This window comes from Rhodococcus sp. IEGM 1241, from assembly GCF_033142365.1.
Taxonomy (GTDB): Bacteria; Actinomycetota; Actinomycetes; order Mycobacteriales; family Mycobacteriaceae; genus Rhodococcus_F; species Rhodococcus_F erythropolis.
Genome location: NZ_JAWLSE010000001.1, coordinates 1,180,912 through 1,202,609 on the forward strand (window position 1 = coordinate 1,180,912; position 21,698 = coordinate 1,202,609).

Genomic DNA, 21,698 nt, shown 5'->3' on the forward strand with positions numbered 1-21,698 from the left:
AGGACCACTGGGAGGTTCCGATGGCGCGATTGACCAGGCAGGAAGCGCAGGCGTTGACCCGCGAGACCCTGTTGGCGACGGCCGTCGAGCACTTTCTCGATCGCGGATACGCCGCGGCCTCTCTCGATCAGATCGCCGAGGACGCCGGGTACTCCAAGGGGGCGGTGTACTCGAATTTCAAGAACAAGGATGAATTGTGTGCCGAAGTTCTCGGCCGGATCAGGCTGACCAAGGTCGGTGAGATCACTGCGCAACTCGGGGCGAAATCGACCCTCGACGATGCGGTGGCTGAATTCGCGCGGTGGGCCGAGCGAACAATCGGGGACCAGAGGTGGACGCTGCTCGAGGTCGAGTTCTCGGTGAGATCGCGGCACAGCGAGGACATTCGGGAGAAGATCGCGGCGGGTGCAGACCAGGTGCGGGGACTGATCGCCGGATTGGTCCAACACCTCACGGAATCCAACGGGGTGACGCCGACGCTGGATCCGGACGCAGCCGCGCTGCGAATGCTCAGCGTCGGAATCGGTTTGGGGCTACAGCGCGCAATCAGCCCAGAGCTTCCCGTCGATCCGCTGGTGGATACGGTGCGGGAGATTCTGTCGGGCGGCTGAGGAGTGCGCGGAGCATGCCGCCGATCTCGGCGACCGCTGCACGGGATCCGGCACTGGGCCCCAGAACGTTGACGAAGCCGTGGATGAAGCCGGGATAGCGTCGATCCGTGACGTGAACACCGTTGTCTCGCAATCGTGCTGCGTACGCTTCGCCTTCGTCTCGGAGTGGATCGAATCCCGCCGTGATCACGATGGCTGGTGGCAGTCCGGCCACGTCTGGGGCGCGTAGCGGCGATACCAACGGGTCGAGTCGATCGGCATCCTTGCCGAGGAAGCTGGACTCGTAGAAGTTCATATTGGCCTCGGTCAGGAAGAAGCCTTCACCGAACGTCGTTCTCGAGGGAGCCTTCTCGTGAAAGTCGGTAGCGGGGTAGATCAACAGCTGTGCTGCCGGTGGGGTCTTGCCGTCGTCGCGGGCACGCAACGCCACCGTCGCGGACAGGTGCCCGCCCGCACTGTCTCCACCGACAGCGATGCGTGTCGGGTCTGCCCCGAACTCTTCGGCGTGGTCGACGATATCCTGGTACGCGGCATAGGCGTCGTCTACCGGTGTGGGGAAAGCGAATTCGGGTGAAAGCCGGTAGTCGACCGAGATGACCCGTGCGCCGGAGGTCTCGGCCAACAGGCGACACGGAGCGTCGTGGGATTCGATGCCGCCCTGTACCCAGCCGCCGCCGTGGAAGTAGACGAGCAGAGCGCCGGTGTCGGCAGTCGGAACGTAGAGCCGGGCGCGGAGCGGGCCGTCGGCACCCGAAACGGAGATCTCTTCGGTGCGGACCTGCGCGGGTCTGCCGCCCATCATGATCGCGGTTCGGGTGAGATTGGCGCGAGCAGCGGCGAGTGACTGGGGATCGGTGGAATGTGAGGGGAGTGGCCGCGTCTTCGCGAGCGTGAGCAGCAGGTGTGCGTCGGCGTCGAGCGTGTTGCCCTCGATGACGACGGGTGGCCCGGTGATTCGACGTTTCACCGCGCTGGGCAGCGCGAATGCGGCTGCTACCAAGGACGCTTCGGCGCGATCTCGAATGCTGCGGCTGCTGGCCTGCTTCACGGATTCCGACACGTGGCGCAGACTACCAAGCATGACTACTGCGGCACTGTCGATCACGCAGATCGAGAACACACATCTGGTTCGGTGCGGTCACGCCAATTGGGTCCTGGTCGAAGAGGGGGCCGATCTGACGTTGATCGACGGCGGATACCCGGCTAACGGCGCCGACGTCGAACGCTCGATCGAGCAGATCGGTCACCAGCTCGGGGATGTTCGGGCAATCCTCGTCACTCACGCGCATGTCGACCACATCGGTGGAATCGCGGACATCGTGACTCGGCTCGAGGTTCCGGTCCTGATGGATCCGTTGGAAGTGCCCCACGCGAAGCGGGAGTACCTGCAGCAGTTGTCGCCGGCCAAAGTTCCGTTGCTGTTGTGGCGGCGAGGCGCTCCGAAGTGGCTACGTGACGTGATCGGAGCGGGCGCGTTGAAAGGCGCGGAACTGCCTCGAGCACAGGCCTTTGCGTCAGGTGGTGCGCTGGACGTTCCCGGTCGGATCGTGCCGATTCCTACCCACGGGCATACCGACGGCCACAGCGCTTACCTTGTCCCCGAGGCAGGAGTCATCGCGTCGGGTGACGCTCTGGTGACCGGACATGCGACGTCGAGCGTCGCCGGACCACAATTTCTGGTGTGCCCCTTCAACCATGACCGTGGAGCGACGGACCAGGCGTTGGACAATATTGCCGCTGCGCCCGCCGGCGCGCTGTTTCCCGGACACGGGCCGGTCTACGAAGGCAGCTTGGCTGCCGCAGTCGAACAGGCCCGAGCGGGCCGGACAAGGATGCGTCCATGAGTACTGTCGAAACGGTCGACGAAGGCGCGGTGCACGGTTTCCTGCACCGCCCCGAGTCAGTGCCCGTCGCAACCCTGGCATTGACCCACGGCGCCGGAAGTAATTGCGACACTGTGCTGTTGCGTGCTGTCGCCGACGGCTTTGCTGCAGCAGGAGTGCAAGTTCTGCGCTTCGATCTCGCGTTTCGGGTGCGTCGAGCTTCGGGGCCGCCGCATCCGTCGCGTGCTGCGGAGGATCGTGCGGGCATTGCCGAGGTGATTGCCGCTGTTCGCTCGGACTACTCGGTGCCCGGACCCGTTCTGCTCGGCGGACATTCGTACGGCGGTCGGCAGGCGTCGATGCTGGCAGCGGAGAACCCGGGACTTGTCGACGGCCTGGTCCTGCTGTCCTATCCACTGCATCCACCGAAGAAGCCCGAGAAGCTCAGAACCGAACACCTGCCCGACCTGAACACACCCGCCGTTGTCGTCCACGGATCGAAGGACGAGTTCGCGACGACGGAGGAGATACAGGCAGCACTCGACCTGGTTCCCGCCGCGACACGTCTGGTGGAGTTCGAAGGAGCGCGACACGACTTGTCCGTGGTGAAGTTTCCGGTGGTGGAGGCGACAGTCGCGGCCGCATCGGCTTTGTTCGTGTTCTGAACGCCGAGCGGGCAGTTGCCCGTGTCGGTGGTTCCTGGTGAGATCGAATCATGAGTGCCCAGCCGTATCAGCCCAGTGCCCTGTCCGACGTCACGGTGAGCGTCGACGGGGACGACACAGTCGTCAGCTTCCCTCGGGTGCTGCCGTATCCCGTCGAGAAGGTGTGGGAGGCGATCACCGACCCGGAGATGTTGGCGCAATGGACGCCGTACACCGCCGATCGGAATCTGAGCCGTACCGGTGACGCCGTGATCACCATGCTCACCGAGGACGGAGCCCCCGAAATGTCGCTGCCGGTCACCGTTCACGTTGTGGAGACCACTCGGCGGCTCGAACACGAGTGGGGCCCGGACGAATTGGTGTGGGACCTGACCTCGGTCGAGGGCGGCACCCGCGTCGTACTTACGCAGAGGTCGCGCGCCGAGGGGATGGCGTCGGCACTCGCTGCCGGATGGCATTTGTGCTTCGACGTACTCGATGCCCTTCTGGCAGGCGAGCCCTTCGGACCGATCGTGGGCGAACGGGCGCGCGAGTACGGTTGGGACGCACTCAACTCCGGTTACGCGCGACAGTTGGGCATCGACGAATCTCAGGTTTGGTAGCTGCTCAGAGTTTGCGACTGGCAGGCTTTCTGGTGGAGGCTCGCACGATCAGTTCGACGGGAAGTTTCACGGATTCGACGTTCTTGCCGGAGATCAGTGCGAGTAGGTGCTCGAGCCCGGTCGCGCCGATCTTTCGGGCGGGGGACCTCACCGTTGTCAGGGGCACCGGGAGTTGCGAGACAACCGGAATGTCGTTGTAGCCGACCAGCGCAAGATCGTCGGGAATGCTCAACCCGAGATCACGGGCCACACCGAGTACGCCGATCGCGATGGTGTCGCTCACCGTGAAGACGGCGTCGGGGCGTGAATCTCCACCGAGCAATGTGGCCGCCGCATCGACACCCCCTTGAACTTCGAACTCGGACGCCACTATTCGGTTCGGCGGCAGTTCCAGACCGGCTTCGGTCAGGGCATCGCGGAAACCCGCGACGCGTTCCCGCGACGTGCTGGCGTGATCCGGCCCCGCGATCACTCCGAGATCGCGATAGCCGCAGTCCAGTAGATGCTTCCCCGCGAGGTAGCCGCCGAGTCGGTCGTCGCCGCTGACAAAGGGAAGACCTCGGTTCGGAGACGACGTCGCCGAGTCGATGTGCCGGTTCAGCAGCAGGATCGGCAGTGAGCGCAGGGGGAGCGAGTCGACGAAATCGGTACCCGGCAGGTGGATGCTGCTCAGCATGAGACCGTCGACCTGTCGGCTGACCAGGAACTCGACCGCTTTGCGCTGTGCGTCCAGATCGTCGGGTGGGCTGGAGAGCAGGACGGAGTACCCGGCTGCGGTGGCGGCTTCCTCGATGCCTTGGAACATCGTGGCCACCACGACGTCCGTCAGCCTCGGCATCACGACGCCGATGGTGGTGGTCTTGCGGGTACGCAGGCTGGCCGCCCACAGGTTCGGTTGGTAACCGAGTTCCTCGGCAACCTGACGAACTCGGAGTGCGGAGTCGGACCAACCGTCGGCGGGCTCGGGCTGACGGAGGACCCGCGACGCCGTCGAGATGTGGACCCCGGCCTGGTCGGCGATTTCGCGCAGCGTTGGCGGACGGCCGTTGCTGCGGTTCGACGGATCGGGCGTCATCTGCGTCGGGGCTCCTGGTGTGCGTCGGTTCTGAGTTGGTTCTGAGTCGGTTGGCTGTTCGGGGATTGACGGGTGTGCAACCGGGCTCTACTCTAGGCGATGCAAACGATTGCGCAATCGTTCTCGCAAAGGATTGCGCCCGAGAACACTGGAGGCCCCGTGACCACGCCGCAGTCCCTGTCCGAGCTTTTTGCCATCGACACCCTGCTGGACGCCGAGGAGATCGCGATCCGCGACACGGTCCGCAAGATGGTCGACGATCGCATTCGCCCGCACATAGGTGAATGGTTCGAAGCGGCAGCACTGCCGGCGCGTGAGCTGGCCAAGGAACTGGGCGCGCTCGGCGTTCTGGGCATGCACCTCGAGGGCTATGGCTGTGCCGGAATGAGTGCCACGGCGTACGGGTTGGCCTGCCAGGAACTCGAAGCTGTCGATTCGGGCATTCGCAGCCTCGTCTCGGTCCAGGGCTCACTGGCCATGTTCGCGATCCACCACAACGGAAGTGAAGAGCAGAAGGAAGAATGGCTCCCGCGGATGGCGGCGGGTGAAGCCATCGGCTGCTTCGGTCTCACGGAACCCGATTTCGGATCCAACCCCGGCGGTATGCGAACCAACGCCAAGCGCGACGGCGACGACTGGATCCTCAACGGAACCAAGATGTGGATCACCAACGGCTCCATCGCGGACGTCGCCGTGGTCTGGGCGCGAACCGAAGACGGCGTGCGCGGATTTGTCGTTCCCACCGACACTCCGGGATTCTCCGCCCCCGAGATCAAGAACAAGATGTCGCTGCGCGCGTCGGTCACCTCGGAACTGGTGCTCGAGGACGTGCGTCTTCCTGCCTCGGCGATGCTACCCAAGGCACGCGGACTTTCCGGACCCCTCGGCTGCCTCAACGAGGCACGCTTCGGCATCATCTTCGGCGCGATGGGTGCCGCACGTGACTGCCTCGAGACCGCGATTTCCTACGCGCGTGATCGCAAGGTCTTCGACAAGTCGCTCGCCGCGTACCAGATCACCCAGGCCAAGATCGCCGACATGGCAGTCGAATTGGGCAAGGGGCAGTTGCTCGCCATCCACCTCGGACGCCTCAAGGACGCCGGGACGGTTCGCCCCGAGCAGGTCAGTACCGGCAAGCTCAACAATGTCCGCGAGGCCATCAAGATCGCCCGTGAATGCCGCACCATTTTGGGCGCCAACGGCATCACGCTCGAGTACCCCGTGATTCGCCACGCCAACAACCTCGAATCCGTTCTCACCTACGAGGGCACCTCCGAGGTTCACCAGCTCGTGATCGGTCGCGCTCTCACCGGTGAAGAAGCGTTCCGGTGACGGTCGACGCTGTCGGAGCGCTCGACGGGCTGGTGATCGCTGATTTCGGTCGCGTCCTCGCCGGCCCGTACGCCACGATGATTCTCGCCGACCTCGGCGCGGAGGTAGTCAAGATCGAACGTCCGGGTGTCGGCGACGACACTCGTAGTTGGGGTCCGCCATGGGTCGGGGACGAGTCGAGTTACTTCCTGTCGGTGAACCGCAACAAGAAGTCGGTCACTCTGGATCTGCGCGAGCAGGAGGATCTGGAGAGTGCGCGTAAGTTGGTTCGCGGCGCGGACGTAGTGGTTCAGAACTTCCTGCCGGGAACGATGGACCGGCTGGGATTGGGTTACGACTCTGTGCGAGAAATGAATCCGCGTGCCGTCTACTGCTCGATCAGCGGCTTCGGTGGCAACAACTCTTTGCCGGGATACGACCTGTTGATCCAGGCGGTGGGCGGATTGATGAGTATCACCGGCCCCGATTCCAAGACTCCCACCAAGGTCGGCGTCGCGGTGGTCGACGTCATCACGGGCCTACACGCCAGCGTGGGAATCCTTGCAGCGCTGCGCCATCGCGATCGAACGGGCGAAGGACAGCACGTCGAGGTCAATCTGTTGTCCTCGTTGCTCTCCGCGCTCGCCAACCAGTCGTCCGGCTATGTTGCCGCGGGCGTGGTGCCTCAGGCAATGGGCAATCGACATCCGAGCATCGCACCATATGAGGTGTTCGACACCGCGGACCGTCCGCTGGTCCTCGCTGTCGGCAATGACCGGCAATTCGGTTCGTTGACAGAGGTTCTCGGAGTTCCCGAACTTGCCGCGGATGTGCGGTTCATCTCGAACCGGGATCGGGTCGCGCATCGAGAAGAGTTGTTCGATGCCGTCACTGCTGCGTTGGCCAAGGGCACTGCAGACTCGTGGTTCGAGGCGCTGACCGAGCGAGGTGTCCCGTGTGGACCTCTCAACGACATCGCCGACGCGATAGCGCTGGCGGAGCGACTGAATCTCGATCCGGTGGTGTCCATCGACGACCCGCGTCGCGATGCACCGACCCGCCAGGTAGCCAATCCGATTCGGATGAGCGGCACGCCGGCAACCTATCGGTCGGCCCCGCCGCGGTTGGGGGAGGACAGCGTTCCCACTCCGTCGGGAGTCAGTTGACCCAAGCGAATCGGCCACCGGAATACCGGTGGCCGATCTGCGTGTGTGGGTGACTCAGATGACCTTCAGGACCAGCTTTCCGGTGTTCGCACCGGCGAAGAGAAGGTTGAGGCTGTCGCCGAACGCGTCGATACCCCCGTCGACGACGTGCTCGCGGGCAGTCAATTCGCCACTCTTGATCCACTTTCCGATCTGCTCCTGCGCTTCTGCGTAGCGATCGAGGTAGTCGAAGACCACGAAGCCGGCCATCGTGGCCCGATTGACGAGAAGTGACAGGTAGTGCGCGGGGCCTGGCTGAGGCTCGGTGGCGTTGTAACCCGCGATGGCGCCGCAGATGACCACCCGAGCGCCCAGGCGCAAACGGGAGAGAGCAGCGTCGAGAATTTCTCCGCCGACGTTGTCGAAGTACACGTCGATACCGTCGGGAGCGTTGGACTTGAGCGCCTTGTAGACGGATTCGTTCTTGTAGTCGATGGCGACATCGAAGCCGAGGTCCTCGGTGAGCCACGCGCACTTCTCCGGACCGCCGGCGATGCCGATGACCTTGCATCCGTGGAGCTTTGCGATCTGACCGACCAGGCTGCCGACCGCGCCCGCAGCACCGGATACGACGACGGTGTCACCGTCTTTCAGCTTTCCGACGTCGAGCAGTCCGAAATATGCGGTGACGCCGGGGAATCCGAGAGCTCCGAGCCAGGTCGGTAGGGGAGCGATCGATTCGTCGACCCGGGTCACATCTGTTCCGTCGGACACTCCGTACTCGGAAGCGCCGAACGATCCCGCCACGATGTCCCCGACCTGGTAATCGGGGTGTTGGGATTCGGTGATGCGTCCGACGCCGTGGGCGCGCATGACGGAACCGAGCTTGACCGGCGGAACGTACGACTTGACGTCGTTGAGCCAACCGCGCATCGCGGGGTCGAGGGAGAGGTATTCGACCTTGACGACAAACTCACCCGGCCCGGCGGACGGGATCTCGGCGTCGACATATTCCCAGGTGGAAGCGTCGGAAAGTCCTGTCGGGCGGGCGGCGAGGCGTACTTGGCGGTTGGTCATCTCTCCCCTTCGGCGAAACGAATTGAACTTGAGGCCGGATTCAATATAGGTGATGGATCACGAACTGGGAAGAGTTGGATGAACCGATTGACGACTATGTATGTTCGATCGATGAGCAATGTCGTCGAAGACGCGCCTGGTTGGTTCACTCGGGCGCTGGAAGCGCCGGTCGAGACGGGGTCGGTGGAGGTCGAGGGCGCTTCGGTGCACTTTCGGGCTTGGGGGTCGGCGGGGCCGGGAATTGTGCTGATCCACGGCGGCGCAGCCCACAGTCGCTGGTGGGATCACATCGCGCCGCAGTTCGCCGAGGGGCGGCGCGTCGTCGCTCTCGACTTGACGGGCCACGGAGACAGTGACACTCGCGATGCCTACGCGATATCCCAGTGGGCTCGCGAGGTGCTGGCGGCGGCCGAGGCCGGGGGAATCGACGGCAAGCCGATTCTGGTGGGGCACAGTATGGGTGGGATTGTTTCCTTCGTGGCCTCGCATCTGCACGGTGAACTGTTGGACGGCGTTGTCATCATCGATTCGCCACTCAAGGCGCGGACGCCCGAAGAGGAGGCAGCTCGACGCCAGAATGCGTTCGGCCCCAAGAAGGTTTACCCCACCAGGGAAGACGCGATGGGTCGATTCCGCTTCGTTCCGCCCCAGGATTCGGGACTGCCTGCGGTGCGTGACCATGTGGCAGCCACGTCCATGGAGGAAGTCGATGGCGGTTGGTCATGGAAATTCGATCCGAACTTCTTTCTCCGAGTTGGCGCCGAAGATGTTCTCGACAGTGAACCGCGTTGCCGCGTAGCCTATTTCCGAGCTGAGAACGGTATCGTGTCCGATCGACTCATGGAGCACATGCGCGGATTGTTCGGACCGGAGGCCATCGTGGCGGAGATTCCCGAAGCCGGCCATCACGTCATGATCGATCAGCCGTTGCAACTCGTGACCGGGGTGCGAACTGTGTTGAGTGCGTGGGCCGTCGCAAGTCAAGTGCCGGTAAATCAAGCGGCAGGTAACATCGAGGAAAGGGTAGAAGCATGAGCACGGAATTGACGCTCGAACCGAAAGTCGAAGCTGCACTGCAGTTGTGGCACACCATGATCGAAACCGGTGACCTGTCGGCACTGCCGACCATTGTCGCGCCCGACGCGCAGTTCCGATCGCCCACCGGATTCAAGCCGTACCAGTCCGCGGATGCCGTTGTGCTCATTCTCAATACGGTGATCCAGGTGTTCGAGAATTTCGAGTACCACCGTCAGTTCGCCGGAGCCAACGGTCGGCAGGTCGTTCTCGAATTCAGTGCGAACATCGGAGACAAGAGCCTCAAGGGAATCGACATGGTCGAATTCGACGAGGACGGCAAGATCGTCGATTTCGAGGTCATGGTGCGTCCGGCCAGCGGGCTCGCCGCATTGGCTGCCGAGATGGGCCGCAGGCTCGGGCAGACGCTACCGACCTACAAGGCCTGACCTGAGTCCGGGCGCGGGCCCAGTCTGCCTGCTCAGCTGGTGCGGAATCCACCGTTGGAGTGAAGGAGTTGTCCTGTTATCCAGCCTCCGGCGTCGGACATCAGAAATCGAACGAGGTCTGCAGTGTCGCCGGGAGTACCCAGCCGGCCGGCAGGGGTCTGGAGGGTTGCGGCCTGTCTGATCTCCGGTGTCATCCATCCTGTGTCGATCGGTCCTGGGTTGATGACGTTTGCCCTTACGCCGCGTGATCCCAGTTCGACTGCGGCGGCGATGACGATGCGGTCGAGAGCGCCCTTGCTGGCCCCGTACGGAAGATTATGGGCCGCATGGTCGCTGGTGAGTGCGATGATCCGCCCGGTCACCTGACTGATTTCGCGTTGCTCCGGAAGGCGTTCAGCGAACGCTTTGATCAGCAGCCAAGAGGCGCGGGCGTTGACGGCGAAATGTCGTTCCCAGCTCTCGACGGTGGTATCGAGGATCGAGCTGTCGACGCTTTCGCAATGCGAGAGAACCAGCCCACGAAGGTCATTCCGCGATGCGGCAGCGTCAACGAGCTGTGCGGCCGCATCCGGCGAGGCCAGATCTCCGGGAACCAGGTCGACACGGCTCCCGAGTGCGCGACACTTCTCGGCAACGTCCTGCGGATCGTGCGCTCCGCGGACGAACCCGACGCGTTCGTCATAAGGCGCCCAGTAGCCGATCGTCAGATCCCAACCATCCTCGGCGAGACCCAATGCGAGGCTTGCTCCGATCGACTTGCTCCGGCCGACGCCGGTGATCAACACGGTCCCGCGCCTGTCAGACACTGCTCGCCTCCAGAGATGTCCTGCAATTCAAATGGGGTGAGGTCACTTCAGTTGGAAGCATCACTGTAGCGGGCGAGCTGTCGACTGTATCGAGCGAGCTGTCGCCGTAGGTGCCTCGACCTGACCAGTGTCTTGACACGGCGCTGGTCACAGCGTTTGACTGAGATGCAAGCTCGAGTTGATTCGCCGGACTGTGTCCCGGGAGGTTGACCTATGCGCGGCAATGGAATTGCAGGCAAGGCTTTCTCAGGCGAGGGCTGTAGACGTGGACAAGAATCTCACCGAGCAAGGTCTCATCGCGGGACCGTCTCGGTTCTGGCTTTGGTTGGGGTGTGCGTACTTTCGTTTGCCACCACTCAGACGGCCGGCGCGCAACCGGTTGCAGAGAATGTCGATACCGGGTTCGTGATCCCTTTTGCCGGGGCACCGGTCTACGAGAGCGTCGCGCCCACGCAGATGACTACTCCGGACCAACTCAACCAGCCGCTCGGTCAGCAGACTGCGGAAGAGATTGCCGCGCAGATCGGACTCGAGCCCGCTGACGCTTTGACCGAGGAGCAGTATCGCGACCTCATGGCCGGCGGTGGGGTCGGTGGCAATCTCGAGGATGCCGAGGTGATCGACGAATGCGCCCGGATTCTCACCAATACGAACGGGCGGCCCCTCTATTCCGGCACTACGCCGTCGGTTCTGGCCAGTTACGGGTTGTACGTGAATCCCGACGGGTTGCTGGAGAGTCCGGCAAACGCGGATGCGCCGACGCGACAGGTGAATACGCTGATCGCCCCTGGCGGTTTTGTGGGTACCTGGTTGCGCAACAACGGTGCGACGCACACTCTGATTGCGCTCTATCAGTCGGCATACACAGTGCAGGCAGTCTACGGATTTGCAGCGCAACAGATTTCGGGAGAAGCGCAGCTGGTGACCAACACCAAAGGCGATGTGAGTTCGGAAGTCGGCATGTCGATGGCGCCGCCGCTCTGGATAGTGAACTTCGCACTGCTCTACATCTTGAAGCCGTCACTGGCGGCGGCCATGCCTGCGCACTGGGCTCCCATTCCGCCTGCCGTTGCCGACGCCGTGAAGTCCAGTCCCACCGGCCAAGTCGCCTTCAGTGACTATGCGTCCTATTTCGAGTGATCGGTCTGCCGGACAGCGCTGACGAACTTCTCGATCAAAGCGTGGTCCTTGACGCCGCGGGAAGACTCGACGCCGCTGGAGACATCGACGCCCCAGGCACCGGTGGCATCGAGCGCGTCACGGACGTTGTCCGGGGACAGTCCGCCCGCCAGGATCCACTGGCCTTGGGGGCGCGATTGCTGTTGTGCCCAGTCCCACGGCACCCCGGATCCGGCGTCGGCGCCGTCGATCAGAAGTTCGTCCTCGCCGAGGTCGAGGTTGTAACCGTCGCGGACGTTGCTGGAGACAACAGCGCGGATGACAGTGAGGCCGGCGTCGTGCAAGCGCTGCACTTGCTCGGCGTCGACCAGATCGTGAATCTGCACGGTACGAAGACCGGTGATCTCGGCGATCTCGAGGACCTGATCGATCGGGTTCCCGAGAAATACTCCGATTGCCCGGATGTGTTCGGGGATTCGTGCAAGAAGATCGACGGCGAGTGCGGGGTCGACTTTGCGGACGCTCTCGGCGAAGACGAAACCGATGGCGTCGACGCCCAGGCCCACCGCGAGGTCGACCGTGTCAGCGTCCCGCAGCCCACAGACCTTGATGAATGTCACCTGATACACAGTACTAGCGTCGTCGCCGTACCAGCGTCGTCGTCTAGCCTCGTGCGTGCGACATTTCTACGTGCGAGAGGCTTGACGTGGACTGGCTCTACCGAATCAGTTTGATCTCGGGACCACTGCCGGTGATCCTGACTGTGCTCGGGGTCCTGGGTGGTGTGTGGCTGCTCGGTTCGAACGTCCGCTGGTACTACCGCAGAGCGGTGCCGATCGCGGGGCTGATCGCGCTGGTGATCATGATCGCCGTCTGGATCACCGTCGAAAAGGTGATCGTGCCGTTCCCGGATCCCATCGAGATGTCGATCTACGTGTGGATCGGTATCGGTATCTACGCGCTGCTACTTCTCGGGCCGCGAATCAAAGCGGGCGGAACCGTAGCCAAGGCGGCGCTGTCTGTGGTTGCGACTTTGCTGGTCATCGTCACCGCCGCGACGCAGATCAATCTGGTCTTTGCTGCCTACCCGACAGTGGGAATTGCCTTCGGACACGACGATTTCGACCGCATTTCACTCAGCGAAGTTCCCGGTCCGACGGATCCTGTTGTCACCGGCGATCCCACCGACACGGTGTGGAAAGCGCCGGAAGGCATGCCGATTCGCGGACGAGTCACGACTTTGCCTGTTCCCGGAACGATTTCGGGATTCTCCGCGCGCGATGCCCAGGTGTATCTGCCGCCGTCGTACTTCACCAATCCGCGTCCACTTCTTCCCGTGCTCGTGCTCATGGCCGGTCAGCCTGGCAAGCCCGAGGACTGGCTCCAGGGCGGAAAGCTCACCGCGACAATGGATGCTTTTGCCCGGGATCACGAGGGGTTGGCTCCGGTCGTCGTGATAGCCGACGGAACAGGTTCGCAGATGGCCAATCCGCTGTGCACCGACTCGTCGCAGGGCAAGGTCGGCACGTACCTGGCAAAGGACTTGCCCGCTGCGGTGGCGAATGCGTTCCAGATCGACACGAACCCGAGGGCGTGGGCCATCGGCGGACTCTCCTACGGCGGTACCTGCTCGCTGCAGATGGCGACCAACTACCCCGACGTGTATCCGACGTTCCTCGATCTCTCCGGTCAGTTGGAGCCCTCGCTCGGTGACCGACAGCGAACCGTCGACGAGATATTCGGCGGCGACGAGGCGGCATTCGTGAAGGTGAATCCGATGGACCTGCTGGCGACCCGGAAGTTCCCGAACTCGGGCGGAGTGTTCGTGGTCGGAACAGATGACAACGAGTTCAAGCCCGGCCAGCAAAAGGTGTACGAAGCGGCCAAAGCGGCCGGAATGGACGCCAGATATCTCGAGCTTCCCGGTGGTCACAGCTTTTCGGTGTGGTCGGCCGGCGTCGAGCAGGAGCTGACGTGGATCTCGCAGCGAATGGGACTGATCAGCTGAATCCTGTTCCGGTTTTGGAACGTGTTCTATATTCGGTGTGTGGCTGCCGTTCGGCAGTCTCTCGATCGTTCACCGACTGGAGTTCAGGCACATGTACGAGTGGTCCGACACCGACCTGATGTTCCGCGACGCCTTGCGGGGCTTTATCGACAAAGAGGTGCGGCCTCATGTCGACGAGCTCGAAAGTGGTGCGCTGCCGCCGTTCGACATCATTCGCAAGCTGTACTCGACCTTCGGTCTGGCCGACATGGCACGCGAGGGCCTCGAGAAGTCGCTCGCACGCGAGCGCGGCGATGCTCCGTCCGGTGACGGTGAGAAGTCGAGCGCCTTCAGTGGCGCAGGCAGCATGGGCGTTGTGCTCAACAGCGAATTGGCCGGCGTCAGCCTCGGCCTCGTTGCGTCGTTGGGCGTCAGCCTCGGATTGGCCGCTGGAACTATCCGCAGCCGCGGCACACTCGCGCAGAAGGAACGCTGGCTCCCCGGCTTGGTAACTTTCGAAACCGTCGGTGCATGGGCGATCACCGAACCGGACTCCGGCTCGGATGCTTTCGGCGGTATGAAGTCCTACGTACGCCGCGACGGTGACGACTACATCCTCAACGGCAACAAGACCTTCATCACCAACGGTCCGTACGCCGACGTGATGATCGTCTACGCAAAGCTCGACGAGGGGGACGCTTCGGTTGATCGTCGTGACCGCAAGGTGCTCGCCTTCATCCTCGACAAGGGCATGGAGGGGCTCACACAGAGCCCGCCGTTCAAGAAGATGGGAATGAACTCCTCGCCGACGGGTGAGCTGTTCTTCGACAACGTCCGCATCACCAAGGATCGTCTGCTCGGCGAAACCGAGGACAGCGGAAAGTCCGACGGAAAGTCCAGCGCCAAGGAGAGCTTTGCCGCCGAACGCATCGGCATCGCGTCGCTCTCACTGGGCATCATCAACGAATGCCACCGTCTGAGCATCGAATACGCGAAGTCCCGCAAACTGTGGGGACGTGAGATCGGGCAGTTCCAGCTCATCCAGCTCAAGCTCGCCGAGATGGAGGTCGCTCGAATCAACGTGCAGAACATGGTCTTCAACGCGATCGAACGCACCGCGGCCGGAGACAAAGTGAGCCTGGCGGAGGCGTCGGCGATGAAGCTGTACTCGTCGCGCGCAGCGACCGAGGTCGCGATGGAAGCCGTGCAGCTGTTCGGTGGAAACGGCTACATGGCCGAGTACCGAGTGGAGCAGTTGGCGCGTGATGCCAAGTCGCTCATGATCTATGCGGGCAGCAACGAAATTCAGGTCACCCATATCGCCAAGGGCCTCCTGGGCTGACACCGGAACGTTTTCGCTTGTCGGTCGACCGCAGCAGGAACCGGATAGTCTTGCTGCGGTCGGCGACACCGCGCCGACGGATCGGAGTAAGCAGTGAACGCGCCAGATCCCACAAATGTTCATCCGATGGCCGGGCAACCACGAGTGGTGTTGCTGAAGCCGTTGATCGACAACCCGTTGATCGAGGTAGGGGAGTACACCTACTACGACGATCCGGAGTTCGCCGAAGAGTTCGAGACTCGAAACGTGTTGCATCACTACGGTCCCGACAAACTGGTGATCGGCAAGTTCTGCGCCCTGGCCACCGGTGTCACCTTCATCATGAACGGCGCAAACCATCGTATGAACGGTGTCTCCACTTACCCGTTCCCGATCATGGGCGGCGATTGGGCCCGGCACATGGATTTGGTGCAGGATTTGCCGTCGCGCGGTGACACCGTCGTGGGGAACGACGTGTGGTTCGGCGGGAACGTGACAGTCATGCCCGGTGTCCGGATCGGCCATGGGTCGATCGTGTCCACCGGCGCCGTCGTAACGCGCGACGTCCCGGACTACGCAATTGTCGGCGGCAACCCGGCGATGGAGATCAAGCGCCGCTTCAGCGCTGAAGACATCGAGAAGTTGGTGCGAATTGCGTGGTGGGACTGGCCGATCGAGAAGATCACCCGCCACGTCCGAGTGATCTCGGACGGTAGTGTCGCGGAACTCGAAGCGGTCGAGTGATCTCCGCGCCCGCTAGTTCGTTCGTGTGAGCGAGTAGTTCCGGACATAAAGCAGGGCGGCCGCGAGAAGGCCGACGGCAAGACCTGTTGCGGTGAAGGTGATCAGGTTCGGCTCGAGGTCGAAGTGGATAACGGCCGATGCCGGGTAGGGGTTCTGAGGGTCGCGCGGTTCGGGAAGGACCACCGAATAGAAGGTGGGCGGCCAGATTCGTCCGACAACGGCAACCGCGAGTCCGTAGGCTGCGCCGAAAGCTGAAAGGGCAAGCGGAAGAGCAAATTTTCTACCGTGCGCGTCGCGGGCCAGTCGCCATCCCGTCGCGTTCAGTATCGCCGAGACGACAACGGCGACAGCCGTTCCGACCATCAGGAACCAAGCGGCCGCGGGGAACCAATGTGGTGCGTCGGAGTAGCTGTAGCCGTCGATCACCCACATGTACCCCGTCTTGCCGTCCTCTATCGGCGGCGGTGGTGGAGGTTGGATGCCGATATGTTCTGTCCGCGTGGATGGCGTGGCAAATCGCCAGGCGAGCACTCCGAGGACGCTCAGGAGTAATCCGGTCGCGATGAAAACTGCGAAGAGTGGTTCTGCAACGCGGTTGCGAAGCGTAGTGAGTCGCATTCGAGGATCGTCTCATCTCAGCCCGAGATCGAGACTCTTTGTCGGTGGCTTGCATTAGCTTGTGCGCATGACTCTCACACTCGGCATGATCACTTTCGACAGTCTCGATCCCGGTCCGCTCGCAACGTGGTGGGCGGCGCAGTTGGGCGGAAACATCGTCGAGGAGAACGACGGTTGGTTCTACATCGTCGCGGTCCCTGACAGCGCCACCAACTTCGCATTCCAGAAGGTCCCGGACCCCACTGCCGGCAAGAATCGCATCCATCTCGATTTGGGGAGTCCGGATCTCGACGCCGAGGTGGCGCGGCTCGTCGAGGCCGGAGCAACCGAGCACCACCGGGAGAACATGGACGGTTTCCGCTGGGTGACGCTCCTCGATCCTGATGGGAACCAGTTCTGCGTGTCCGGTCCTCACGCCTGAGCTGACAGGTTCTGAGCTCACCCGATTCGCGCCCACTGATTTCGTGCCCACTGATTTCGCGGGCACCGATTCGGGCATGATGAGGGGCATGACTTCTCAGACTTCTCGGACCGGGGCCGACGCAGTCGGCCTGTGCAGCTTCGTCGATTCGTCACCGTCGCCGTTCCATGTGTGCGCGACGGTGGCGACCGAGCTGACGGCCGGTGGGTTCGTCGAAGTCCACGAAACGCAGTCGTGGCCCGCCGAGCCCGGACGGTACTTCCTCGTGCGCGGTGGTTCGCTGATTGCCTGGAGCACCGAGGGCGTGGAAAACGCCGCTCCGTTCCGGATCGTCGGAGGTCACACCGACAGCCCGAATCTGCGGGTCAAACAGCATCCCGACCTCACTTCGGCCGGGTGGCAGATGGTGGGCCTCGAACCGTATGGCGGTGCGTGGCTGAACTCCTGGCTCGACCGCGATCTCGGTATCTCCGGCCGATTGAGTGTCCGGGTGGGAAACACGGTGGAGCAGAAGCTGGTTCGCATCGACGACCCGATTCTGCGTGTTCCGCAGTTGGCTATCCACCTGTCCGAAGATCGCAAGGGCGTGACGCTGGATCCGCAGCGGCACCTCAACGGAATCTGGGGAGTGGGTTCGAAACCCAAGTCGTTCATCGGATTTGTCGCCGACCGTGCGGGTGTAGCCGCGTCGTCGGTTCTCGGCTGGGAATTGATGACACACGATCTTGCGCCCAGCGCAGTCGTGGGGGTGGACAAGGAATTGGTCAGCGCCCCTCGGCTGGACAATCAGGGCACGTGTTATGCAGGGACACAAGCACTTCTGGCCGCAGTCGAGTCACCTGGTCAGCAGGTCCCGGTGCTCGCACTCTTCGATCATGAAGAGGTCGGCAGCATGTCCGACCGTGGAGCTTTCTCAGATCTGCTGAACACCGTGCTCGAACGGATCGTGTTGGGGCGCGGTGGTGGCCGCGAAGAATTCCTGCAGGCGATGGCGGGCTCGGTGTGTGCGTCGGGCGACATGGCTCACGCGACGCACCCCAACTACCCGGACCGCCATGAGCCCGCTCATCGGATCGAGATCAACGGTGGGCCTGTACTCAAGGTGAACCAGAACCTGCGATACGCCACCGATGCGGCCGGTGCAGGCGAATTCGCGCTCGCGTGCGATCAGGCGGGAGTGCCGATGCAGCGCTACGTCCACCGCGCCGATCTGCCGTGCGGCTCCACCATCGGACCCATCACGGCATCACGGACCGGACTGTCCACCGTCGACGTCGGCGCACCCCAGCTCGCGATGCACTCTGCCCGCGAGTTGATGGGCGCGGCAGACGTCCGCATGTATGCCGACGCGCTCGGTGCCTTCCTCACGCCTCGAAGTTAGAGGTCGCGTAGTTAAAGTGCTGAGAGCCCGGCGGGTGCGGCCGGGAGACCCTCGAAGAAGTCGGCGCTCGGTGTGAAGAACATCGAGCCCGTCACGGCCGTCGAGAAGTCGAGTAGTCGGTCGTAGTTGCCGCGGGGGTCGCCGAGAAACATGTTCTCCAGCATCCGTTCGGTGATCGCAGGCGTGCGGCAGTAGCCGATGAAAAAGGTGCCGATCTCGTCGTCACCGAGGCGCCCGTACGGCATGTTGGCACGCAGGATCTCGAGAGCCTTGCCGTTCTCGTCCTTGATTGCGTTGAGCGCGACGTGCGAGTTGGCCGGCTTCACGTCGGACGTCATCTCGATGTCCTCGAGCTTGCTGCGCCCGATCACACCCTCCTGCTCGTCGACGGTGATTGCTTCCCAATCGCGCATCTTGTGGATGTAGCGCTGGATATGGACGTAGCTGCCGCCGGTGAACGCAGGATCCTCGTCGCCGACCGTCACTGCAGCGACGGCGTCGCGGCCGACCGGATTCTCGGTGCCGTCGACGAAGCCGATGAGGTCGCGGTTCTCGAAGTACTGGAAGCCGTGAACCTCGTCGACCACCGTGGCCGCGCCGTGCAGTCGCTTCGTGATCTGCCGAGCCACCTCGAAACACGCGTCCATACTCATCGCGCGGATGTGGAAGAGCAGATCACCGGGAGTCGACGGCGCCGAGTGAACGTCACCCTGCAAAGCGGTGAACGGGTGCAGCAGCGCAGGGCGCTGACCGGCGAACAGTCGATCCCAGGCCAGCGAACCGATGCTCGTCACGACGTCCAAACCCGATCCAGGGACGCGCAGCCCCACAGCCCGCTGCAGGCCGGCGACATCGGCGAGCAGTTCTCGTGTGGTGTTCTCGCCACCCGGATTCACGGTCGCGACCAGGAAAATTGCAGCCGGAGTGAGGGGAGTGGTCACCGACTGGGACTGTGCCGTGAGGTCGGCTTGACGAACATCCTGGGGCATGCGAGACCTTTCGAGGGAAAGAATGAACCGGCCTGACCTTAAGAAAACCGACCGGATTACCCAAACCGGGGCGGGTGTGACGGGCGATACTTCGCAGGCCCGGAGGTGTTGCGGGTGCTGCCGTCTGCGGAAGTCGTCGGCCCACACCGATAGACTGTCCCCCGGCACGTTCTTTCGTTGGGCACATTCGTGGTGTCCCGCTCCGCGCCGGCTTGCCTCTTGACTCCCGTAGGGAAGGGACCACTCTCCAGTGTCTGCTCACCAGGTCGATACCGTCACGCACGCATCGGCTGATCCCGATGCCGCTCAGCCGTTCAAGGAGCTCGGTCTCAAGGACGACGAATACGCACGCATCAAGGAGATCCTGGGCCGCCGTCCCACGGACGCCGAACTGGCGATGTACTCGGTGATGTGGAGCGAGCACTGCTCGTACAAGTCCTCGAAGGTCCACCTCGGATACTTCGGCAAGACCACCACCGACGAGATGCGCGCCAACATGCTGGCCGGAATCGGCGAGAACGCCGGCGTCGTCGACATCGGTGACGGCTGGGCAGTCACGTTCAAGGTCGAGAGCCACAACCACCCCTCGTACGTCGAGCCCTACCAGGGTGCGGCAACCGGTGTCGGTGGCATCGTCCGCGACATCATGGCCATGGGTGCTCGTCCGATCGCCGTCATGGATCAGCTTCGGTTCGGTGCTGCCGACGCCCCCGATACCCGTCGCGTCGTCGACGGTGTCGTGCGTGGTGTCGGTGGATACGGAAACTCCCTCGGCCTCCCCAACATCGGCGGCGAGACGGTCTTCGACGAGTCCTACGCAGGCAACCCGCTGGTCAACGCACTGGCAGCCGGCGTCATGCGCGTCGAGGATCTGCATCTGGCCTTCGCTTCGGGTGCAGGCAACAAGATCATCCTGTTCGGCGCACGCACCGGTCTCGACGGCATCGGCGGCGTCTCGGTCCTCGCGTCGGCGACGTTCGACGACGAGGGTGGAGACACCGGCGGACGTAAGAAGCTCCCTGCGGTTCAGGTCGGCGACCCCTTCACCGAGAAGGTGCTCATCGAGTGCTGTCTCGACCTCTACAAGGCCGGCCTCGTTGTCGGTATCCAGGACCTCGGCGGCGCCGGACTGTCCTGCGCCACCTCCGAGTTGGCTGCGGCCGGCGACGGCGGCATGCACATCAACCTCGAGAAGGTTCCGATGCGCGCCACCGGCATGACCCCGGCCGAGGTGCTCTCGAGCGAATCGCAGGAGCGCATGTGCGCCGTGGTCACGCCCGAGAACGTCGATGCGTTCATGGAGGTCTGCAAGAAGTGGGACGTCCTGGCCACCGACATCGGCGAGGTCACCGACGGTGAGCACCTCACCATCTCCTGGCACGGCGAGACCGTCGTCGACGTTCCCCCGCGCACCGTCGCTCACGAAGGCCCGGTCTACAACCGTCCCGTCGAGCGCCCGGCAAGCCAGGACGCGTTGATCGCGAACACGACCGCCGGACTGAAGCGTCCCGAAACCGACGCCGAGCTCGAAGCGACCCTGCTGAAGATGATCGCCTCGCCTGCCCTGTGCAGCCGCAAGTGGATCACCGAGCAGTACGACCGCTACGTCCGCGGTAACACCGTCCTGGCCGAGAACGCCGACGGCGGTGTCATCCGCATCGACGAGAAGACCGGACGCGGAATCGCACTGTCCACCGACGCTTCGGGCCGCTACACCGCGCTCGATCCGTACACCGGTGCGCAGCTCGCATTGGCCGAGGCTTTCCGCAACGTGGCAGTCACGGGCGCAACGCCCAAGGCCGTCTCCAACTGCCTGAACTTCGGTTCTCCCGAGGACCCGGGTGTCATGTGGCAGTTCCAGCAGGCCGTTCGCGGCCTCGCCGACGGCTGCGCCACCCTCGGCATCCCCGTCACCGGCGGCAACGTCAGCTTCTACAACCAGACCGGATCCACGGCCATCCTGCCGACGCCGGTGGTTGCCGTCCTCGGTGTGATCGACGACGTTCACCGCCGTATCCCGACGGGCCTCGGACTCGAGCCTGGCGAGACGCTGATCCTGCTCGGCGACACCCACGACGAGTTCGACGGCTCCATCTGGTCGCAGGTCGAGCACGGTCACCTCGGTGGCGTGCCGCCGAAGGTCGACCTCGCCCGTGAGCAGCTGCTTGCGGACATCCTGCTCGCCTCCTCGCGTGACGGACTGGTCACCGCAGCTCACGACCTCTCCGAGGGTGGACTGGCCCAGGCTGTCGTCGAAGCCGCGCTGGCCGGCGAAACCGGTTGCCGCATCCTGATTCCCGAGGGCGCAGATCCGTTCGTGACCCTGTTCTCGGAATCGTCCGGACGCGTCCTGGTTGCGGTTCCTCGCACCGAGGAGACCCGCTTCACCGGTATGTGCACCGCTCGCGGCTTGCCGTGGACGCGTATCGGGGTCGTCGACGAGGGCAGCGACTCCGTCGAGGTCCAGGGACACTTCTCCGTCACGATGGCCAAGCTCCGTGAGGCCTTCGAGGGAACGCTGCCCGCACTGTTCGGGTGAT

General features: G+C 63.3%; 22 protein-coding genes. 15 read left to right on the plus strand and 7 right to left on the minus strand.

What is annotated here, in order from left to right:
- The first annotated feature begins 20 nt into the window (after positions 1-20).
- A complete protein-coding gene (locus tag R4P70_RS05685; RefSeq protein ID WP_019745124.1) occupies positions 21-611 on the plus strand; it encodes a TetR/AcrR family transcriptional regulator in 591 nt (196 codons plus the stop codon).
- Here R4P70_RS05685 and R4P70_RS05690 read toward each other — a convergent pair.
- Positions 547-1,671 carry an alpha/beta hydrolase gene (locus R4P70_RS05690; protein ID WP_317830520.1) on the minus strand — a complete coding sequence of 375 codons (1,125 nt, stop codon included), beginning with the start codon at positions 1,669-1,671 and terminating at the stop codon, positions 547-549. The genes R4P70_RS05685 and R4P70_RS05690 overlap by 65 nt on opposite strands.
- Before the next feature lie 19 nt (positions 1,672-1,690).
- Between R4P70_RS05690 and R4P70_RS05695 the strand changes: the two genes are divergently transcribed.
- From R4P70_RS05695 to R4P70_RS05705, 3 genes are read left to right on the plus strand one after another with little or no spacing between them, the layout of a single operon-like run.
- Positions 1,691-2,455: an MBL fold metallo-hydrolase gene (locus R4P70_RS05695; protein ID WP_069145665.1), complete on the plus strand. Its 765-nt coding sequence runs from the start codon at positions 1,691-1,693 to the stop codon at positions 2,453-2,455.
- A complete protein-coding gene (locus R4P70_RS05700) occupies positions 2,452-3,099 on the plus strand; it encodes an alpha/beta fold hydrolase (RefSeq protein WP_283384042.1) in 648 nt (215 codons plus the stop codon). Before R4P70_RS05695 ends, R4P70_RS05700 begins: the two co-directional genes overlap by 4 nt.
- A 50-nt stretch (positions 3,100-3,149) precedes the next feature.
- Positions 3,150-3,701, plus strand: coding sequence for an SRPBCC family protein (locus R4P70_RS05705; RefSeq protein ID WP_020970638.1), 552 nt, complete (start codon positions 3,150-3,152; stop codon positions 3,699-3,701).
- Positions 3,702-3,705: 4 nt separating this feature from the next.
- Here the strand turns inward: R4P70_RS05705 and R4P70_RS05710 are convergent, their stop codons facing one another.
- Complete coding sequence (locus R4P70_RS05710; protein WP_020970637.1) at positions 3,706-4,776, minus strand: LacI family DNA-binding transcriptional regulator; 1,071 nt, start codon at positions 4,774-4,776, stop codon at positions 3,706-3,708.
- 159 nt (positions 4,777-4,935) lie between these two features.
- Here R4P70_RS05710 and R4P70_RS05715 point away from each other — a divergent pair, with 159 nt between their 5' ends.
- Positions 4,936-6,108 carry an acyl-CoA dehydrogenase family protein gene (locus tag R4P70_RS05715; RefSeq protein ID WP_029256136.1) on the plus strand — a complete coding sequence of 391 codons (1,173 nt, stop codon included), beginning with the start codon at positions 4,936-4,938 and terminating at the stop codon, positions 6,106-6,108.
- A complete protein-coding gene (locus R4P70_RS05720) occupies positions 6,105-7,253 on the plus strand; it encodes a CaiB/BaiF CoA transferase family protein (protein WP_084324880.1) in 1,149 nt (382 codons plus the stop codon). Before R4P70_RS05715 ends, R4P70_RS05720 begins: the two co-directional genes overlap by 4 nt.
- 54 nt (positions 7,254-7,307) lie before the next feature.
- On the opposite strand, the gene R4P70_RS05725 is transcribed toward R4P70_RS05720, so the two are convergent.
- On the minus strand, positions 7,308-8,309 hold the full coding sequence (locus tag R4P70_RS05725; protein WP_317830521.1) for an NADP-dependent oxidoreductase: 1,002 nt from the start codon (positions 8,307-8,309) through the stop codon (positions 7,308-7,310).
- Positions 8,310-8,420: 111 nt separating this feature from the next.
- On the opposite strand from R4P70_RS05725, the gene R4P70_RS05730 reads away from it, so the two are divergent.
- The gene (locus R4P70_RS05730) at positions 8,421-9,344 is read left to right on the plus strand and encodes an alpha/beta fold hydrolase (RefSeq protein ID WP_019745115.1); all 924 of its coding nucleotides are present in this window, start codon (positions 8,421-8,423) and stop codon (positions 9,342-9,344) included.
- Positions 9,341-9,772 carry a nuclear transport factor 2 family protein gene (locus R4P70_RS05735; protein WP_046379194.1) on the plus strand — a complete coding sequence of 144 codons (432 nt, stop codon included), beginning with the start codon at positions 9,341-9,343 and terminating at the stop codon, positions 9,770-9,772. The genes R4P70_RS05730 and R4P70_RS05735 overlap by 4 nt, the downstream gene beginning before the upstream one ends.
- A gap of 32 nt (positions 9,773-9,804) precedes the next feature.
- Here R4P70_RS05735 and R4P70_RS05740 read toward each other — a convergent pair whose 3' ends face one another.
- Positions 9,805-10,578, minus strand: a complete 774-nt coding sequence (locus R4P70_RS05740; protein WP_069145667.1) for an SDR family oxidoreductase — start codon at positions 10,576-10,578, stop codon at positions 9,805-9,807.
- Positions 10,579-10,791: 213 nt separating this feature from the next.
- Here R4P70_RS05740 and R4P70_RS05745 point away from each other — a divergent pair, with 213 nt between their 5' ends.
- A complete protein-coding gene (locus R4P70_RS05745) occupies positions 10,792-11,718 on the plus strand; it encodes a hypothetical protein (protein WP_069145668.1) in 927 nt (308 codons plus the stop codon).
- Here the strand turns inward: R4P70_RS05745 and R4P70_RS05750 are convergent.
- Positions 11,706-12,317, minus strand: coding sequence for a phosphoribosylanthranilate isomerase (locus R4P70_RS05750; RefSeq protein WP_069145797.1), 612 nt, complete (start codon positions 12,315-12,317; stop codon positions 11,706-11,708). The two genes, R4P70_RS05745 and R4P70_RS05750, sit on opposite strands and share 13 nt — an antisense overlap.
- 86 nt (positions 12,318-12,403) lie before the next feature.
- On the opposite strand from R4P70_RS05750, the gene R4P70_RS05755 reads away from it, so the two are divergent.
- The 3 genes from R4P70_RS05755 to R4P70_RS05765 all read left to right on the plus strand — a co-directional run bounded on the left by R4P70_RS05755 (position 12,404) and on the right by R4P70_RS05765 (position 15,749).
- Positions 12,404-13,705 (plus strand): alpha/beta hydrolase, encoded by a 1,302-nt coding sequence (locus R4P70_RS05755; RefSeq protein WP_019745110.1) that lies wholly within the window; start codon positions 12,404-12,406, stop codon positions 13,703-13,705.
- A gap of 91 nt (positions 13,706-13,796) precedes the next feature.
- Positions 13,797-15,026: an acyl-CoA dehydrogenase family protein gene (locus tag R4P70_RS05760; protein ID WP_007733810.1), complete on the plus strand. Its 1,230-nt coding sequence runs from the start codon at positions 13,797-13,799 to the stop codon at positions 15,024-15,026.
- 126 nt (positions 15,027-15,152) lie between these two features.
- A complete protein-coding gene (locus R4P70_RS05765; protein ID WP_070796070.1) occupies positions 15,153-15,749 on the plus strand; it encodes a CatB-related O-acetyltransferase in 597 nt (198 codons plus the stop codon).
- 12 nt (positions 15,750-15,761) lie between these two features.
- Here the strand turns inward: R4P70_RS05765 and R4P70_RS05770 are convergent, their stop codons facing one another.
- On the minus strand, positions 15,762-16,367 hold the full coding sequence (locus tag R4P70_RS05770; RefSeq protein WP_047889833.1) for a hypothetical protein: 606 nt from the start codon (positions 16,365-16,367) through the stop codon (positions 15,762-15,764).
- Between the two features lie 67 nt (positions 16,368-16,434).
- Between R4P70_RS05770 and R4P70_RS05775 the strand changes: the two genes are divergently transcribed.
- Complete coding sequence (locus R4P70_RS05775) at positions 16,435-16,788, plus strand: VOC family protein (RefSeq protein ID WP_020970627.1); 354 nt, start codon at positions 16,435-16,437, stop codon at positions 16,786-16,788.
- Positions 16,789-16,876: 88 nt separating this feature from the next.
- The gene (locus R4P70_RS05780) at positions 16,877-18,169 is read left to right on the plus strand and encodes a M18 family aminopeptidase (RefSeq protein WP_317830522.1); all 1,293 of its coding nucleotides are present in this window, start codon (positions 16,877-16,879) and stop codon (positions 18,167-18,169) included.
- Between the two features lie 11 nt (positions 18,170-18,180).
- On the opposite strand, the gene R4P70_RS05785 is transcribed toward R4P70_RS05780, so the two are convergent.
- Entirely contained in the window at positions 18,181-19,158 is a 978-nt protein-coding gene (locus R4P70_RS05785; RefSeq protein ID WP_029256131.1) for a Dyp-type peroxidase, read from the minus strand.
- 250 nt (positions 19,159-19,408) lie between these two features.
- On the opposite strand from R4P70_RS05785, the gene purL reads away from it, so the two are divergent.
- The gene (gene purL / locus R4P70_RS05790; protein WP_019745104.1) at positions 19,409-21,697 is read left to right on the plus strand and encodes a phosphoribosylformylglycinamidine synthase subunit PurL; all 2,289 of its coding nucleotides are present in this window, start codon (positions 19,409-19,411) and stop codon (positions 21,695-21,697) included.
- The last annotated feature ends 1 nt before the right edge of the window (position 21,698 follow it).